The organism is Streptomyces spinosisporus (assembly GCF_022698145.1).
Taxonomy (GTDB): Bacteria; Actinomycetota; Actinomycetes; order Streptomycetales; family Streptomycetaceae; genus Streptomyces; species Streptomyces spinosisporus.
Window position 1 is genome coordinate 72,526 of record NZ_JALDAX010000005.1, and the last position, 15,069, is coordinate 87,594.

Below are 15,069 nucleotides of genomic sequence, written 5' to 3' on the forward strand. Positions count from 1 at the left end.
CCCAGACCGCCCACCCGTCCCAGGCTGCCCAGCCGACTCCGGCTGTGGGCAGTCAGCCGGCCCACCGGCACCCGGCTCAGGCTGTGGGCAGTCAGCCCGCCCACCGGCACCCGGCTCAGGCTGTGGGCAGTCAGCCCGCCCCCCGGCACCAGCCTCAGGCTGTCGGCCGTCACCCCGCCCCCCGGCACCCTGCCCAGGCTGTGGGCAGTCGTTCCGCAGGGCGGAACGGGTGGGCACAGCCGGACCCGCACCCGGCGACGGAGCACCAGCCCCCGCCGGACGGTCGCCGCCCCGCTCGTCTCCAGGAAGGCTCACGCGTCCCCACCCTCGCGCATGGGAACCCGCACATCCCGCTCCCCGGCAACGGCCTCTGCGATGTCGTACCCGGCATCCACATGCCGGATCACCCCCATCCCGGGGTCATTGGTCAACACCCGCCGCACCTTCTCCCCGGCCAGCACCGTCCCGTCCGCCACCGTCACCTGCCCGGCGTGGATGGACCGCCCCATCCCCACCCCACCCCCGTGGTGGATGGACACCCAGGACGCCCCGGAGGCGACGTTCACCATCGCGTTTAGCAGCGGCCAGTCCGCGATCGCGTCCGACCCGTCGAGCATGGCCTCGGTCTCGCGGTACGGGGACGCGACGGACCCGCAGTCCAGGTGGTCGCGGCCGATGGCGAGCGGCGCCGCCAGCTCACCCGAGGCCACCATGTCGTTGAAGCGCTCCCCGGCCCGGTCCCGCTCGCCGTACCCGAGCCAGCAGATGCGCGCGGGCAGGCCCTGGAAGTGGACCCGCTCGCCCGCCATCCGGATCCAGCGGGCCAGCGACTCGTTCTCGGGGAACAGGTCGAGGATCGCCTTGTCGGTCTTCGCGATGTCGGACGCCTCGCCGGACAGCGCGGCCCAGCGGAAGGGGCCCTTGCCCTCGCAGAACAGCGGCCGGATGTAGGCGGGGACGAAGCCGGGGAAGGCGAACGCCCGCTCGTAGCCGGCGAGTTGGGCCTCGCCCCGGATCGAGTTGCCGTAGTCGAAGACCTCGGCGCCCGCGTCCATGAAGCCGACCATCGCCTCCACGTGCCGGGCCATGGACTCACGGGCGCGGGTGGTGAAGCCGGCCGGGTCCTTGGCCGCCTCGGACGCCATGTCGTCGAAGTCCATGCCGAGCGGCAGATACGCCAGCGGGTCGTGGGCGGAGGTCTGGTCGGTGACGATGTCGATGGGGGCGCCCTCGGCGAGCATGCGCGGCAGCAGCTCGGCGGCGTTGCCCAGCAGGCCGATGGAGAGCGGGCGGCGGGCGTCGCGGGCCTCGACCGCGAGCTGGAGGGCGTGCTCCAGGCTGTCGGCCTTCACGTCCAGGTAGCGGTGCTCGATACGGCGCTCGATGGCGCGGGGGTCGCAGTCGATGCAGATCGCGACGCCGTCGTTCATGGTGACGGCGAGCGGCTGGGCGCCGCCCATGCCGCCGAGGCCGGCGGTCAGGGTGATGGTGCCCGCGAGCGTGCCGTTGAACTTCTTCGCGGCGACGGCGGCGAAGGTCTCGTAGGTGCCCTGGAGGATGCCCTGGGTGCCGATGTAGATCCAGGAACCGGCCGTCATCTGGCCGTACATGGTCAGGCCGAGGGCCTCCAGGCGGCGGAACTCCTCCCAGTTGGCCCACTCGCCGACGAGGTTGGAGTTGGCGATCAGGACGCGCGGGGCCCACTCGTGGGTCTGCATGACGCCGACGGGGCGGCCGGACTGGACGAGCATCGTCTCGTCCTGCTTCAGGGTGCGCAGCGTGCGCACCATCGCGTCGAAGGAGCGCCAGTCGCGGGCCGCCTTGCCCGTGCCGCCGTAGACGACGAGCTTGTCGGGGTGTTCGGCGACCTCGGGGTCGAGGTTGTTCTGCAGCATCCGCAGGGCGGCTTCCTGCTGCCATCCCAGGGCGCTCAGTTCCGTACCGCGCGGCGCTCGTACGGGGCGGGGTCCTGACATGGTCTGCCTCCTAGCGGATTGTTGCTGCCGTTATTCACATCTTCGCTTCCTGAATAGACCTAGTCAATACATCCGTGAGCCAGCGCGGGCGAGCTGCGGATGTTTGGCTGGAAGCACGGAACAGGTCGGCCGCCCGCACCGGAGGGTGACTTCGGCGCCGGCCACGAGATCACGGGGGACGCGGTGGAGAGCGGCATGGGCAGGCGGATGAGCGGCCACGACCGGGCGGACCGGCGCGACGAGGCGGTGCGGGCCGCCGTGGACCAGGGGCTGCTGGGACCCGGCACCCCCATCGTGGGGCTGCTCGACATCACCGGCATCCGGGAGGCGGCCACAGAACTGCGCGCGGCGTTCGACGCCGTGGTGGCACCCGGCACACCGGTGCTGCACGCCTTCGCGGTGAAGGCGACACCGCTGGTGCCGGTGCTGCGGCTGCTGTACCGCGAGGGCATCGGCGCCGAGGTGGCGAGCCCGGGCGAGCTGGCGCTGGCGCGCGCGGCCGGGATACCGCCGGCCCGTACGGTGCTCGACTCGCCCGCGAAGACCCCGGCCGAGCTGCGCGACGCGCTGGCCCTCGGTATCGCCGTCAACGCGGACAACCCGCAGGAGCTGGACCGCATCGACGGCCTGATGCGGTCGGCCACCAGCCGCTCCCCCATCGGGATCCGGGTGAATCCGCAGGTGGGCGGCGGTTCCATCGAGGCCCTGTCGACCGCGACGGCGACCTCGAAGTTCGGGGTGGCGCTGCGCGACGAGGGGGCGCGGGAGTGGGTCGTACGGGCGTACGCGGACCGCCCGTGGCTGACGCGGCTGCATGCGCACACCGGCTCCCAGGGCATTCCGCTGTCGCTGATGGCGCAGGGGGTGGCCGAGACGTACGCGCTGGCCGAGGAGATCAACCGGCGGCTCGGGCGCCCGCAGATCGACACGCTCGACATCGGCGGCGGCCTGCCGGTGAACTTCGGCTCGGACGAGACGACACCGACCTACGCGCAGTACGCGCGACTGCTGGGCGAGGCGGTGCCGGGCCTGTTCTCCGGGCGGTACGGGCTGGTCACGGAGTTCGGGCGCTCCCTGCTGGCCAAGCACGGGACGGTGGTGGCCCGGGTGGAGTACGCCAAGAGCGCGGGCGGGCGGCCGGTCGCGGTCACGCACGCGGGTGTGCAGGTGGCGACGCGGACGGTGTACGCGCCGGCGTCCTGGCCGCTGCGGATCGCCGCCTACGACGGCAAGGGCCGGCCCAAGGAGGGGCCCGGGGTCGTACAGGACGTCGCCGGACCCGCCTGCTTCGCGGGCGACCTGCTGGCCGAGGGCCGCACACTGCCCCTGCTGGAGCAGGGGGACTACGCGGCGGCGCTGGACACGGGGGCGTACTACTTCGCGCACCACTACGCCTACAACTCCCTTGCCCGGCCCGGGATCTACGGCTTCGCCCCGGACGGGAGCGGAGGGGTCGCCTTCGCGACGGTGCGCGAGCCGCAGAGCATCGACGAGATCGTGGCCGAATCCGGAGGGGCACACGCGGACTCGCTCACCACCCTCCGGGCTCCCGACCGCCGTTGACACGGCCCGGCCGACTCGATGGTCAACTAAGCAGAAATCAAGGCAAGTTGACCCACCCTAGTCGCCCGGCGCATGTTCCACCGGAAAATGCCAGATCCCTCACCCCTCGTGCACACGTTGCGTAGTTTCGGCGTCACTCAGCCGAACCCCATGCGGGAGGGGAAGCACGGTGCCCGGAATCGACGAGTGTCTGCTGGAGGCCATGCGGCTGCCAGGTGCCAGGGGGGGCGGCACTGATCGACTGGACGAGCGGGCTGGCCCTGGGCACCGTCGGGGACTCCCCGGGCGGCGACCAGGAGACGGCCGCGGTGGAGGCGGCCGAGATCGCCCGGCTCGCCGCCGAGCAGCACGCGTTCGCGCCGGACGACGACGCAGGCGCCGGTGCCGCCGGGGCCGGTGCCCCCGCCGACGCCGGCCCGCCGGTCGAGGACCTGATCATCAGCAACCGCGACAGCTATCACGTACTGCGCTTCGTCGGGGCGTCGTTCGACGGCAGTGTGTTCCTGCACCTGTGGCTGGCCCGCGCGGAGGGCAATCTGGCGCTCGCCCGCATCCGGCTGGGCGAGATGGCCGAACGGCTGGTGCCGGCATGACCACCGTGCGCACGACCGACCATCCGCGCCTGCCCGTGCGGGACAAGGCAGCGGCCGCGTCACGGGCGTGGAGCGGCGTCTCGCCGATGCTGACCCGGCTCGCCGCCGAGCACGCCACCGGAGTGCTGCTGCGCGAGCACGGCACGCTGCATCTCCACGACGGTCTGGTCGTGCACGCCGAGAGCCCGAGCGCGCCCGGCCTGGGCACCCTGCTCACGGCCCGCGGCACGCTCTCGTCCGAGGAGTGGCAGCGGGCGCTGGCGGACGCGGAGGACGGCCACGGCATCGGCTGCCGACTGGTCGAGGGCGGTCTGGTCGCGCCGGGCGCGCTGGAGGTGTGCCATCTGACGGCGCTGTACGACGCCGCGTACTTCGCGCTGGCTCCCAGCAGCACGCCGGGCCGGTTCCGTTACGGCACCGCCCACCGGTTCGGCCCGCTGCACGCCGTGCCGGTGGCCGCCCTGGAGCGCGAGACGCTGCGCCGCCGCGACCTCCTCCGGCGCATCTGGCCCGAGGCCCGGGCGGACACGGCGCCCCTGGCCCGCGCGCATCCCGTCGCGGCCCCCGCCCTCACCCGGCGCCGGCGGGCCGTGCTGGACCGGGTGGACGGCGCCCGTACGGCACCGGACATCGCCCGCGAACTGGGCCGACCTGCCTTCCACACCCTGGTGGACGTGCGCCGGCTGACGGCGGCGGGGCTCGTCCGGGCCCGCGGTGAGCCGCCACCGCCGGTGGTGCGAGAACCGCCGGTGGTTCTCGCACCACCGGTGCCCGACCCCCACATCACGTTGCTGCGAAGGCTCAGGGATGCGCTGGAGGCCCTTTGAGAGGAGACACCGGATGCCTGCCGACCCCCACGTGCTCGACGAGTTGCGGCGGCTGAGGGCTCGCGTCCCCCAGCTCACGGGCGCCCTCGCGACCGGCGTCGACGGCCGCGTCCTCGCCCAGGACACCCCCGGCGTCGACGGCGACGCCGTCGCCGCGCTCATCGAATCCGCGCACGGGGCGGCCGTGAAGCTGGCGGACGCGACGGGGCAGGGCGAGTTCCGCGAACTGCTCGTGCGGGGCCTGCACGGCTTCGTCGCGACCTACGCGGCGGGCGACGGCGCCGTACTGACTCTGCTCGCCCAGGACCGCGTGAACACCGGGCGGCTCCTGCTGGAGGGCCGGCGGGCGGCCGCCCGCATCGGCGAACTCGGCGAACTCGGCGACGTCCGCAAGCCCGCACGCCACGCCAGGCCGGCCGCCAAGGCCGCCGCCGCACGGACCAGAACACCGCGCGCCACCCGAACCAGCACCACCGACGCGCGCACCACCACGGAAAGCTGAAAGGACCGAGAAACGACATGGCCAATACCGAAACCGCACTGAAAGAGGCGCTCGCCTCCATCGAGGGCGCCACCGGCGTCGCGCTCGTCGACTACACCAGCGGGATGGCGCTGGGCCCGCTGGGCGGCAGCAAGAGCTTCGACCTGAACGTCGCCGCCGCCGGCAACACCGACGTCGTCCGCGCCAAGATGCGCACCATGGAACACCTCGGGCTCAAGGGCCAGATCGAGGACATCCTGATCACCCTGTCCGACCAGTACCACCTGATCCGCCTGATCAGCGGCCGCGGGGGCAACGGCCTGTTCCTGTACCTGGTGCTGGACGCCAAGAGGTCCAATCTCGCGATGGCCCGCCACCAGCTGAGGGGGATCGAGGCGGATCTGGAGGTCTGAGGTCTGAGGTTTTGAGGTCTGAGATCTGGGGCCTGAGATCTGGGGCCTGAGGTCTCAGGTCTGAGGTTGAGGTCAGACGAGTGCCGCGGTGCGGCGGCGCGCCCCGCCCGGGGCCGCGTCGCCCGCCGCGATGCCCGTGCTGCGGTACGCCTTGACCGCCTTGCCGACCGGGCGGCCGCCGTTCGCGGCGAGCCAGTCGACCCGCACCCACAGCAGTCCGTCCTCGGCCCGTTCGCGCCGCCCGAGCCAGGCGGCCTTCAGCCGCAGCCCGGTGCCGCAGCCGGCCAGCAGCATGCCTCCCGCCGCGGGCACGGCGAACGCGCTCGCGAGCGCCGCCACGAAGGCGAGCAGCAGCCACCAGCGGTGTCCGCGGCGCCAGTTGCGCACGCTCACCGCACGGTCCTGGAGCACGTCGTGCTTGCCCGCGCGGGCGGCCGAGCGGGCCAGAGCGGTGTAGCGCCTGCGGCGTGCGTACGACACCACGGCCGCCGCGACGATGAACAGCGCGGCTCCGGCGAGCACCCCGATCCGGCGGCCGGTGATCCCCGGCACCAGCACCCCGACGCCCGCGGCGAACACACCGGCCCACCACAGCGGCGCCGCTCCGGCCCGTACGACGACGGCCACCCGGGCCAGACCCCGCCCTCCGCGCGCCTCACGAACTCCGCGTGCCACCTTTCGGCCTCCCGTCTCACGTCTGTGCGGCATGTGTGAGACGCACGCTAGCGAGGGAACGTGAGACCAGTCTGAGAGCACGCCAAGCCGCGCGTCACTCCACGAACAACCCCCGCGCCGCCGCCCGCGCGTCGAACTCCTCCAGCCGGGCCTGCGCCTCCGGCAGGTCGTCGCACATCGCCTCCAGCAGGACCCGGCCCAGCAGCATCGGCGCACACGCCGTGTCGAAGGCGAGACCCGTGCCGACGGCGGCGGGCAGCAGCAGGTCGGAGACCTTGGCGACCGGCGCGAAGGCGGAGTCGGCGACGGTCACGACCGTCAGCCCGGCCCGCTTGGCGAAGGCGAGGGTGTCCACGACCTCGCGGGGGTGCCGGGGCAGCGCGAAGCAGAGCAGGGCGCTCGCGCCGGCGCGTACGGCGGCCTCGATACGGTCCTGGATCATCGTGCCGCCCTCGTCGAGCAGCCGGACGTCCGGGTGGACCTTGGCGGCGAAGTACGAGAAGCCGTAGGCCTGGGAGGCGGCGGCGCGCAGGCCCAGGACGGGCAGGGGGCGGGAGGCCGCGAGCAGGCGGCCCGCCTTCTGCACCGCGCGCGGGTCGGCCAGCAGCTCCGCGAGGTGCCGCAGGTTCTCGATCTCGGCCTCGACGGCCTGCTGGTACTCGTTGTACGAGCCCGTCTCGGCCGTCTGTTCGGCGGGCGCGACCTCGCGCAGATGCCGGCGCAGCGCCGGGTAGCCGTCGAAGCCGAGGGCGACCGCGAAGCGGGTCACGGACGGCTGGCTCACCCCGGCCAGCTCGGCCAGTTCCACGCTGGACAGGAACGGCACGTCGGCGGCCCGGCGCACCATGCTGTGCGCGATCCGCCGCTGGGTCGGCGTCAGCCGATGCCCCTCGAAGAGCGCCTGCAGGCGCCCCGCAGGACTGTCCACCACGCTCACGCCCTCTTCCCACTCATAACTCGCCGCCCGCCCATACTCCATCGCCCGCTCGTGCTCCCCTGACCACCCACGCCCCGCTGACCACCCACGCCCCGCTTACCACCCACGCCCCGCTGACCGCCCGCACCCCGCCGACCGCCCATGCACCGTCGCCCGCTCGCAGCCCCATGACCACCCACGGCTCGCCGACCGCCCAAGGTCCGCTGACCGCTCATGACTCGCCCCCGCCCATGCTCCGTCGCCCGCTCGTGGCCCCCTGGCCGCTCGCGACCCGCCGCCCGTCCAAGGCCCGCCGCCCGCTCACGACTCGCCACCCACCCCAGGCCCCCCGATCCTCCACAACGCACCGCCCGCTCATGCCCCACTCCCCCTCCAGATGTCCGTGAACCGGTCCAGCATCGCGGCCGCTGCCGTCACGTCCTCGGTGAGCGGGCGGTCGGTCTGGTCCTCGGACAGGGCCGACTCGGCGAGCTCCAGTGCGTGGCCCACCGGCAGGTCCGGCTCGGGACGCAGGCCGCGCTGGCGCAACGCCCGTACGGCGGCGACGAGTTCGCAGCCGACGACGAGACGGTACGCGCGACAGGCGCGCAGCGTCTGGCGTGCGGCGAGCGAGGCGAAGCTGGCCTGTTCCTCGACGCCCCGGGAGAGTACAGCGTGACCGAGGGAGGCGGGAGCGGAGAAGGCCCGCAGATCGCCGAGGGCGGCCCCGGCGGCGTACTCGAGGATCATCACGCCGGAGGCGGCGGCCTCCTCGTTGGCGAGGAAGGGCCGCAGCCGGGTGAAGCCGGGCTCGTTGAGTGTGGACAGCCGGGAGGTCGACAGCCGGGCGACCTGGGTCAGGGCGAGCCTGAAGTGGTCCAGGGCGAGGGCGAGTTGGGCTTGGTAGAAGCCGCCGTGGTGGTAGGCCGCCATGTCCTCGGCGGAGATCAGCGGGTTCTCGGCGGCCGCGTTGATCTCGATGCGCAGCACCTCCTCCAGGGCGTCCGCAGCGTCCAGCGCCGGGCCGTGTATCTGGGGCACGCAGCGGAAGCCGTACGGGTCCTGAATCCGGCCGAGCGGCGGGGTGGGCCGGTCGGCCGCGCCGATCAGGGCGCGCATCCGGCGGGCCACCTCGCTGGAGCCGCGGTGCGGGCGGGCGGCGTGCACGGGGGCGGCGTAGGCCTCGTGCGAGCCGTCGACGGCCAGCAGGGAGAGCGCGGCGACCACCTGGGTGGCCTGCACGAGTGCGCGCAGTTCGTCGAGGGCCAGCGCGGCCTGGCCGAGGGTGAGGGCGTTGCTGCTGATGAAGGCCAGCGCGTCGTTGTTGTCGAGCTGCTGCGCCTTGGGCGCGCCGGGCCCCCGCCAGGGGTGCTCGCCGGCGAGGGCGAGCCCGGCCTGCGCGAGGGCGGCGATGTCGCCGGTGCCGACGGAGCCGAACTCGTTCACGACCGGGTGGGCGCCGCTCTCCAGCGCCTCGCACAGCGCGGTGATGACGGTCGGCCGAAGGCCCGCCCCTCCCGCGAGGAGCTGGTTGGCGCGGACGGCGAGCATCGCCCGGACCTCCCGCGCGGGCAGCTCCTCGCCGATCGCGCCGGCGTGGCTGCGCAGCAGCCTGAGCCCGTGCTCGGCGGCGGCTTCGGTGGGCACGTCCTCGTTCCGGTTGGCGCCGACACCGGTGGAGCGGCCGTAGACGCGCCCGGTCGCGGCGATCTGCCGGGCGGCGTCCCAGGACTCCGTCACCCGCTTCATCGCGTCGGTGCCGGGGACCGGCCGGGCGGTGCCCTCGGCCAGCCGCACCACGTCGACGACGCCGAGCCCGATCCCGTCGAGGACCACCAGGCCGGTGTGCCCCGCCGACGCGACATCCGGAGTGTCCACGATCCGAGACGACATACAGCTCAAACCCCAATCATTCCGGACATCCGATCTTGCCTACCGGTCATCAATTCCCACGGATTACCGCCGAGACGTTGACAACCTATTCAGATACCAAGAACTCTGCATGACGTTATACAGCCGGGCAAGGGACAACTCATGATCCAGTTCGACGCGGTCCACAAACGCTTCCCCAACGGCACGACAGCAGTTCACGATCTCACCCTGGAGATGCCCGAAGGGGGCGTGACCGTCCTCGTCGGGACCTCCGGTTGCGGCAAGACGACCACCCTGCGGATGATCAACCGGATGGTCGAACCGACCTCCGGCACCATCCGGGTCGGCGGCCGGGACGTGACCCGGCAGGACGCCGCCGAACTGCGCCGCTCCATCGGCTACGTCATCCAGCAGGCGGGCCTGTTCCCGCACCGCACCGTCCTGGACAACATCGCCACCGTCCCGTTGCTGCTCGGCTGGAACCGGAAGAAGGCCCGTGCCAGGGCCGCCGAACTGCTGGAGACGGTGGGCCTGACCGCAGACGCCGGCCGGCGCTACCCGCACCAGCTCTCCGGCGGCCAGCAGCAGCGCGTGGGCGTGGCCCGCGCCCTGGCCGCCGACCCGCCGGTGCTGCTCATGGACGAGCCCTTCGGCGCCGTCGACCCGGTCGTGCGCGCCCAGCTCCAGGACGAACTGCTGCGCCTGCAGCAGGAGTTGAGCAAGACCATCGTCTTCGTCACGCACGACATCGACGAGGCGGTGCGGCTCGGCGACCAGATCGCGGTCTTCCGCACCGGCGGCCATCTGGTGCAGTGCGCCTCGCCCGCCGAGCTCCTCGCCCGGCCCGCCGACGACTTCGTGGCCGACTTCCTCGGCGCCGAACGCGGCCTGAAGCTGCTGTCGCTGAAGACCCTCGCGGACGTGCCGCGCGGCCCGGCCCCCGAGGGCGGCGTCTGGACCCTCGTCCTCGACGAGGCGAACCGCCCCCTGCACTGGGCGTCGAAGGAGACCGAGATCCCCCTGCGCCCGCTGAAGGACACCGACTCCCTCCTCGCCGCCCTCGACGAGTCGGTCGCCTCCCCCACCGGCCTGATCGTCCGCGTCGACGCGGACGGCGTCCTCACCGGCGTCTCCTCCCGCGACGACATCCACGAGCACGCGGGCCGGGCGCACACGCAGGCGCGGGTGGCGGCATGAGCGTCGACTGGTCGTGGATAGGCGACCACACCGACGAGCTCACCAGCCTCACGGTCTCCCACCTCCAGGCCGCCCTCAGCGCCGTCTTCTTCGGCGTCCTGATCTCGCTCCCGCTCGCGGTGATCGCCCACCGCATCCGCCCGCTGCGCGGCCTGCTGCTCGGCATCTCCAACGTCCTGTTCACGATCCCGTCGATCGCGATCTTCGTGCTGCTGCTCCCGGTCAGCGGTCTGACCCGCACCACCACGGTCATCGGCCTGACCATCTACACCCTGGTCGTGCTGCTGCGGAACACGGTCGAGGGCCTGGACTCGGTCCCCGCGAAGACCAAGGAGGCGGCCAAGGCCATGGGCACGCGCCCCCTGCGCACGCTGCTGACCGTCGAGTTCCCGCTCGCGCTCCCCGTGATCATGGCCGGCGTCCGGATCGCCACGGTCATGTCGATCTCGCTGGTCTCGGTCGCGACCTACATCGGCGACGGCGGCCTCGGCCAGCTGTTCACCGACGGCTTCCAGCGCAACTTCCCCACCCCCGTGATCGTCGGCGTGGTCCTCACGATCCTGCTCGCGGTCGTGGCGGACGCGCTGCTTGTTGCCCTGCAGTACGTGCTGACCCCCTGGCGCAGGAGGCGTACCTGAGATGTACGAGCTCTTCAAGAACCTCGCCGACTGGCTGACCAGCGGCGCCAGTTGGTCCGGCTCCGACGGCATCGCCCACCGCCTCGCCGAGCACCTGCAGTACTCGCTCCTCGCGACCCTGATCGCGGCCGCCATCGGCCTCCCGATCGGCCTGCTCATCGGCCACACCGGCAAGGGCGCCTTCGTCGCCATCAACCTCTCGTCCTTCGGCCGCGCCCTGCCCACCGTCGGCCTGGTCGTCCTGGTCTTCCTGGCCGGCGGCCTGTCGATGCTGCCGGTCTACGTGGCCCTGGTCGCCCTCGCCGTCCCGGCGATCGTCACCAACACCTACGCCGGGATGACGGCCGTCGACCCGGACGTACGGGACGCGGCGCGCGGCCAGGGCATGCGCGGCCACCAGGTCCTGTTCCAGGTCGAACTGCCGCTCGCGCTCCCGCTGATCATGACCGGCCTGCGCCTCGCGCTCATCCAGGTCGTCGCGACCGCCACGATCGCCGCGTACGTCTCCTTCGGGGGCCTGGGCCGCTACGTCTTCGACGGGCTCGCCCAGCGCGACCTGGTGCAGGTGCTCGGCGGCGCGGTGCTGGTCGCCGTGGTCGCCATCGCCCTGGACCTGCTGCTCTCCGGCCTCCAGCGCCTCCTCTTCCGACACCGCACCGCCTAGGGACCCAGAAGACCATGAACCGACGCACCCTCCTCGGCGGCCTGTTCGCGGCCGCCTCCGTCCCCGCCCTCTCCGCCTGCGCGAGCGGCGTCACCTCCCTCGACGGCTCGGGCTCCGCCTCCGGTGGCGGCGGCTCCAGCAAGGGCGGGGTCACCATCGGCACCGCCAACTTCACCGAGAACCAGGTACTGGGCTACCTCTACGCCGCCGTGCTGAAGCAGGCCGGCGTGAAGGTCACCGTCCGCCCCAACCTCGGCACCCGCGAGATCGTGATCCCCGCCCTCAGGAGCGGCGACATCGACCTGCTGCCCGAGTACCAGGGCGCCCTGCTCAACTACCTCGACCCGAAGGCCACCGCCGCGGAGGAGGGCGCCATGCAGAACGCCCTCACCCTGGCCCTGCCCAAGGGCCTGCAGATCCTCCCCTACGGCGCGGCCGAGGACTCCGACGCCTTCGTGGTCACCCGCGAGACGGCGAAGAAGTACGGCCTGACCTCGCTCGCCGACCTGAAGAAACAGAACGGCAGGCTGGTCCTCGGCGCGGCCCCCGAGGTGAAGAAGCGCCGGGTGGGCGCGGTCGGCCTGAAGGACGTCTACGGCGTGGAGTTCAAGGAGTTCAAGTCGCTCGACTCCGACGGCCCGCTGGTCAAGGGCGCCCTGAAGAAGGGCGACGTGGACGTGGCGAACCTCTTCACCACCGACACCGACATCGAGGCCAACGACTGGGTGGTCCTCGCCGACCCCGCGAACCTCATCCCCAGTCAGCACATCGTCCCGCTCGTCGCCGACCGCAAGGCCGACGACACGGTCCGCAAGGCGCTCGCCCGCCTCGGCAACGTCCTGACCACCGCCCAGCTCACCGAGCTCAACCGGCTGGTCGACAAGGACAAGAAGGACCCCGAGGAGGTGGCCGACGACTACGCGAAGCGGCACGGCCTGGCGAAGTGACCCGCGCGGGGTGTCCCGGACGGCGGGCCACCCCCGCCCCCAACAGGGGGGCTAACCCCAGTGCGGGCCCGCGCACGGCTCCTTACCGTGGTGTTCCATGACGGGATGGGAGACCGGTATGGACGCGCGGGACGCCGAGCTCAAGAAGGAACTGAACGCCACCCTGCAGGCGCGCAGGGAACTCGGCGAGGAGTACGAGTCCGCACTGGTCGACTCGTTCCTGGAGAAGGTCGACCAGCGCATCGACGGCGCGGTCGAGCGCCGGGTGCGGCGGCAGCTGGCGGAGCAGCAGATGGTGGTGGCCCGGGGCTCCCGGGCGCCCCGGTCGACGGACTCCTGGGGTGAGCGGTTCGGCTTCGGCCTGGTCTCCCTGGTCCTCGCGATCCCGCTCTCCGCGATCGGCGGCTCGCTCGGCGATCTGCCGGGCCTGTTCGCCAGCTGGGCGGGCATCGTCGGAGTGAACCTCGTCCAGGCGGTGCGCACCAACCCCGGCCTGTTCGGCCACCGCGACAAGCGGGCCAAGGACGGGGACCGCTGGGAGGAATGAGCCGTCAGGCGTGAGCCGACGGACCTGAGATACATGTGCGCGGGGACCGCCGCACCCCCGCGTACGGGGGGCGGGACGACGGCGGTCCCCGCGAGGGACGCTGACCGGCAGGGCCGGTGTGCGCGTCCGGGCGTCCATGGAGGTCCGGGAGCCGCTCCGGAGGTCCTTGGACGTTCGGCGCCGGCCCGGGCGGGGAGCCTGCCCCACCGCCCTGCCGACGACTCCAATCTGCCGGACCCTTGTTAAGCGAGTGCTGCGCGGACGTGACACGCGCGTACCACTTCCGCGAAGTCCGCGGACGCTACTTCCCCTTGGCCAGGAAGGCCAGCAGGTCCTGGCGGCCGATCACGCCGGTCGGCTTGCCCTCGACGAGGACGATCGCCGCGTCCGCGCGGCCGAGCACGGACATCAGGTCGGCGACCGGCTCGCCGGAGCCGACCTGCGGCAGCGGGGCGGACATGTGCTTCTCCAGCGGGTCCTCCAGGGAGGCACGCTTGGCGAACAGGGCGTCGAGCAGCTCCCGTTCCACCACCGAGCCCACGACCTCGGCGGCCATGACGTCCGGGTGGCCGGCGCCGGGCTTCACGATCGGCATCTGCGAGACGCCGTACTCGCGCAGCACCTCGATGGCCTCGCCGACGGTCTCGTCCGGGTGCATGTGGACGAGCGACGGGATGGCGCCGTGCTCCTTGTCGTCGAGGACGTCGCCGACGCGCGCGCTCGGCCCCGAGTCCTCCAGGAAGCCGTAGTCGGCCATCCACTCGTCGTTGAAGATCTTGCTGAGGTAGCCGCGCCCGCTGTCGGGCAGCAGCACGACCACGACGTCGTCCTCGCCGAGCCGGGAGGCGACCTCCAGGGCCGCGACGACCGCCATCCCGCAGGAGCCGCCGACGAGCAGCCCCTCCTCCTTGGCCAGGCGCCGGGTCATCTGGAAGGAGTCCTTGTCGGACACCGGGACGATCTCGTCGGCGACGGTGCGGTCGTAGGCGGTCGGCCAGAAGTCCTCACCGACGCCCTCGACGAGATACGGCCGCCCGGACCCGCCGGAGTACACGGAGCCCTCGGGGTCGGCGCCGACGACCTTGACCTTGCCGTCGCTGATGTCCTTCAGATAGCGGCCGGTGCCGGAGATGGTCCCGCCGGTCCCCACGCCCGCCACGAAGTGGGTGATCTTCCCTTCCGTCTGCTCCCACAGCTCGGGGCCCGTGGAGTGGTAGTGGGAGAGCGGGTTGTTGGGGTTGGAGTACTGGTCGGGCTTCCAGGCGCCGGGCGTCTCGCGCACCAGGCGGTCGGAGACGTTGTAGTACGAGTCCGGGTGCTCGGGGTCCACGGCGGTCGGGCAGACGACCACCTCGGCGCCGTACGCCCGCAGCACGTTGATCTTGTCGGTGCTCACCTTGTCGGGGCACACGAAGATGCACTTGTACCCCTTCTGCTGCGCCACGATGGCGAGCCCGACGCCGGTGTTGCCGCTGGTCGGCTCGACGATGGTGCCGCCCGGCTTCAGCTCGCCGCTCTGCTCGGCCGCCTCGATCATGCGCAGGGCGATGCGGTCCTTGACCGAGCCGCCCGGGTTGAAGTACTCGACCTTGGCCAGGACGGTGGCCCTGATGCCCTTGGTCACGCTGTTGAGCCGCACCAGCGGGGTGTTGCCGACGAGGCTGATCATCGAGTCGTGGAATTGCACCGTTGTCTCCGGATGCTTGCAAAAGAAGTGGCCGTGATGGTTCCGCCAGCCTACGGCCCGCAACGGTCGTTCA

At 72.3% G+C, this 15,069-nt stretch carries 14 protein-coding genes and 1 pseudogene; 10 read left to right on the plus strand and 5 right to left on the minus strand.

What is annotated here, in order from left to right:
- Positions 1 to 311 precede the first annotated feature (311 nt).
- A complete protein-coding gene (gene hutU / locus MQN93_RS14860; RefSeq protein ID WP_242709848.1) occupies positions 312 to 1,976 on the minus strand; it encodes a urocanate hydratase in 1,665 nt (554 codons plus the stop codon).
- Positions 1,977 to 2,171: 195 nt separating this feature from the next.
- Between hutU and MQN93_RS14865 the strand changes: the two genes are divergently transcribed.
- The 5 genes and pseudogenes from MQN93_RS14865 (at position 2,172) to MQN93_RS14885 (ending at position 5,853) form a co-directional block, all read left to right on the plus strand.
- On the plus strand, positions 2,172 to 3,539 hold the full coding sequence (locus MQN93_RS14865; protein WP_242709849.1) for a type III PLP-dependent enzyme domain-containing protein: 1,368 nt from the start codon (positions 2,172 to 2,174) through the stop codon (positions 3,537 to 3,539).
- Between the two features lie 169 nt (positions 3,540 to 3,708).
- Positions 3,709 to 4,132, plus strand: a pseudogene (locus MQN93_RS14870) (hypothetical protein).
- A complete protein-coding gene (locus tag MQN93_RS14875) occupies positions 4,129 to 4,959 on the plus strand; it encodes a transcriptional regulator (protein WP_242709850.1) in 831 nt (276 codons plus the stop codon). The pseudogene MQN93_RS14870 and the gene MQN93_RS14875 overlap by 4 nt, the downstream one beginning before the upstream one ends.
- 13 nt (positions 4,960 to 4,972) lie before the next feature.
- Complete coding sequence (locus tag MQN93_RS14880) at positions 4,973 to 5,461, plus strand: roadblock/LC7 domain-containing protein (RefSeq protein ID WP_242709851.1); 489 nt, start codon at positions 4,973 to 4,975, stop codon at positions 5,459 to 5,461.
- Between the two features lie 17 nt (positions 5,462 to 5,478).
- Positions 5,479 to 5,853 carry a beta/alpha barrel domain-containing protein gene (locus MQN93_RS14885; protein WP_242709852.1) on the plus strand — a complete coding sequence of 125 codons (375 nt, stop codon included), beginning with the start codon at positions 5,479 to 5,481 and terminating at the stop codon, positions 5,851 to 5,853.
- 72 nt (positions 5,854 to 5,925) lie between these two features.
- On the opposite strand, the gene MQN93_RS14890 is transcribed toward MQN93_RS14885, so the two are convergent.
- From MQN93_RS14890 to MQN93_RS14900, 3 genes are all read right to left on the minus strand, one after another.
- Positions 5,926 to 6,480 carry a hypothetical protein gene (locus MQN93_RS14890; protein ID WP_037783102.1) on the minus strand — a complete coding sequence of 185 codons (555 nt, stop codon included), beginning with the start codon at positions 6,478 to 6,480 and terminating at the stop codon, positions 5,926 to 5,928.
- A gap of 142 nt (positions 6,481 to 6,622) precedes the next feature.
- On the minus strand, positions 6,623 to 7,507 hold the full coding sequence (locus MQN93_RS14895) for a MurR/RpiR family transcriptional regulator (RefSeq protein WP_242709853.1): 885 nt from the start codon (positions 7,505 to 7,507) through the stop codon (positions 6,623 to 6,625).
- Between the two features lie 312 nt (positions 7,508 to 7,819).
- Positions 7,820 to 9,337, minus strand: a complete 1,518-nt coding sequence (locus MQN93_RS14900) for an aromatic amino acid ammonia-lyase (RefSeq protein ID WP_242709854.1) — start codon at positions 9,335 to 9,337, stop codon at positions 7,820 to 7,822.
- A gap of 141 nt (positions 9,338 to 9,478) precedes the next feature.
- On the opposite strand from MQN93_RS14900, the gene MQN93_RS14905 reads away from it, so the two are divergent.
- From MQN93_RS14905 to MQN93_RS14925, 5 genes are all read left to right on the plus strand, one after another.
- Positions 9,479 to 10,513, plus strand: a complete 1,035-nt coding sequence (locus MQN93_RS14905) for an ABC transporter ATP-binding protein (RefSeq protein WP_242709855.1) — start codon at positions 9,479 to 9,481, stop codon at positions 10,511 to 10,513.
- Positions 10,510 to 11,151, plus strand: coding sequence for an ABC transporter permease (locus MQN93_RS14910; RefSeq protein ID WP_016436370.1), 642 nt, complete (start codon positions 10,510 to 10,512; stop codon positions 11,149 to 11,151). Before MQN93_RS14905 ends, MQN93_RS14910 begins: the two co-directional genes overlap by 4 nt.
- A 1-nt stretch (position 11,152) precedes the next feature.
- Complete coding sequence (locus MQN93_RS14915) at positions 11,153 to 11,815, plus strand: ABC transporter permease (protein WP_242709856.1); 663 nt, start codon at positions 11,153 to 11,155, stop codon at positions 11,813 to 11,815.
- A 14-nt stretch (positions 11,816 to 11,829) separates the two neighbouring features.
- Positions 11,830 to 12,762, plus strand: coding sequence for an ABC transporter substrate-binding protein (locus MQN93_RS14920; RefSeq protein WP_242709857.1), 933 nt, complete (start codon positions 11,830 to 11,832; stop codon positions 12,760 to 12,762).
- 118 nt (positions 12,763 to 12,880) lie between these two features.
- Positions 12,881 to 13,309, plus strand: a complete 429-nt coding sequence (locus MQN93_RS14925; RefSeq protein ID WP_016436373.1) for a hypothetical protein — start codon at positions 12,881 to 12,883, stop codon at positions 13,307 to 13,309.
- 301 nt (positions 13,310 to 13,610) lie between these two features.
- On the opposite strand, the gene MQN93_RS14930 is transcribed toward MQN93_RS14925, so the two are convergent.
- Positions 13,611 to 14,996 (minus strand): cystathionine beta-synthase, encoded by a 1,386-nt coding sequence (locus MQN93_RS14930; protein WP_242709858.1) that lies wholly within the window; start codon positions 14,994 to 14,996, stop codon positions 13,611 to 13,613.
- Positions 14,997 to 15,069 lie beyond the last annotated feature (73 nt).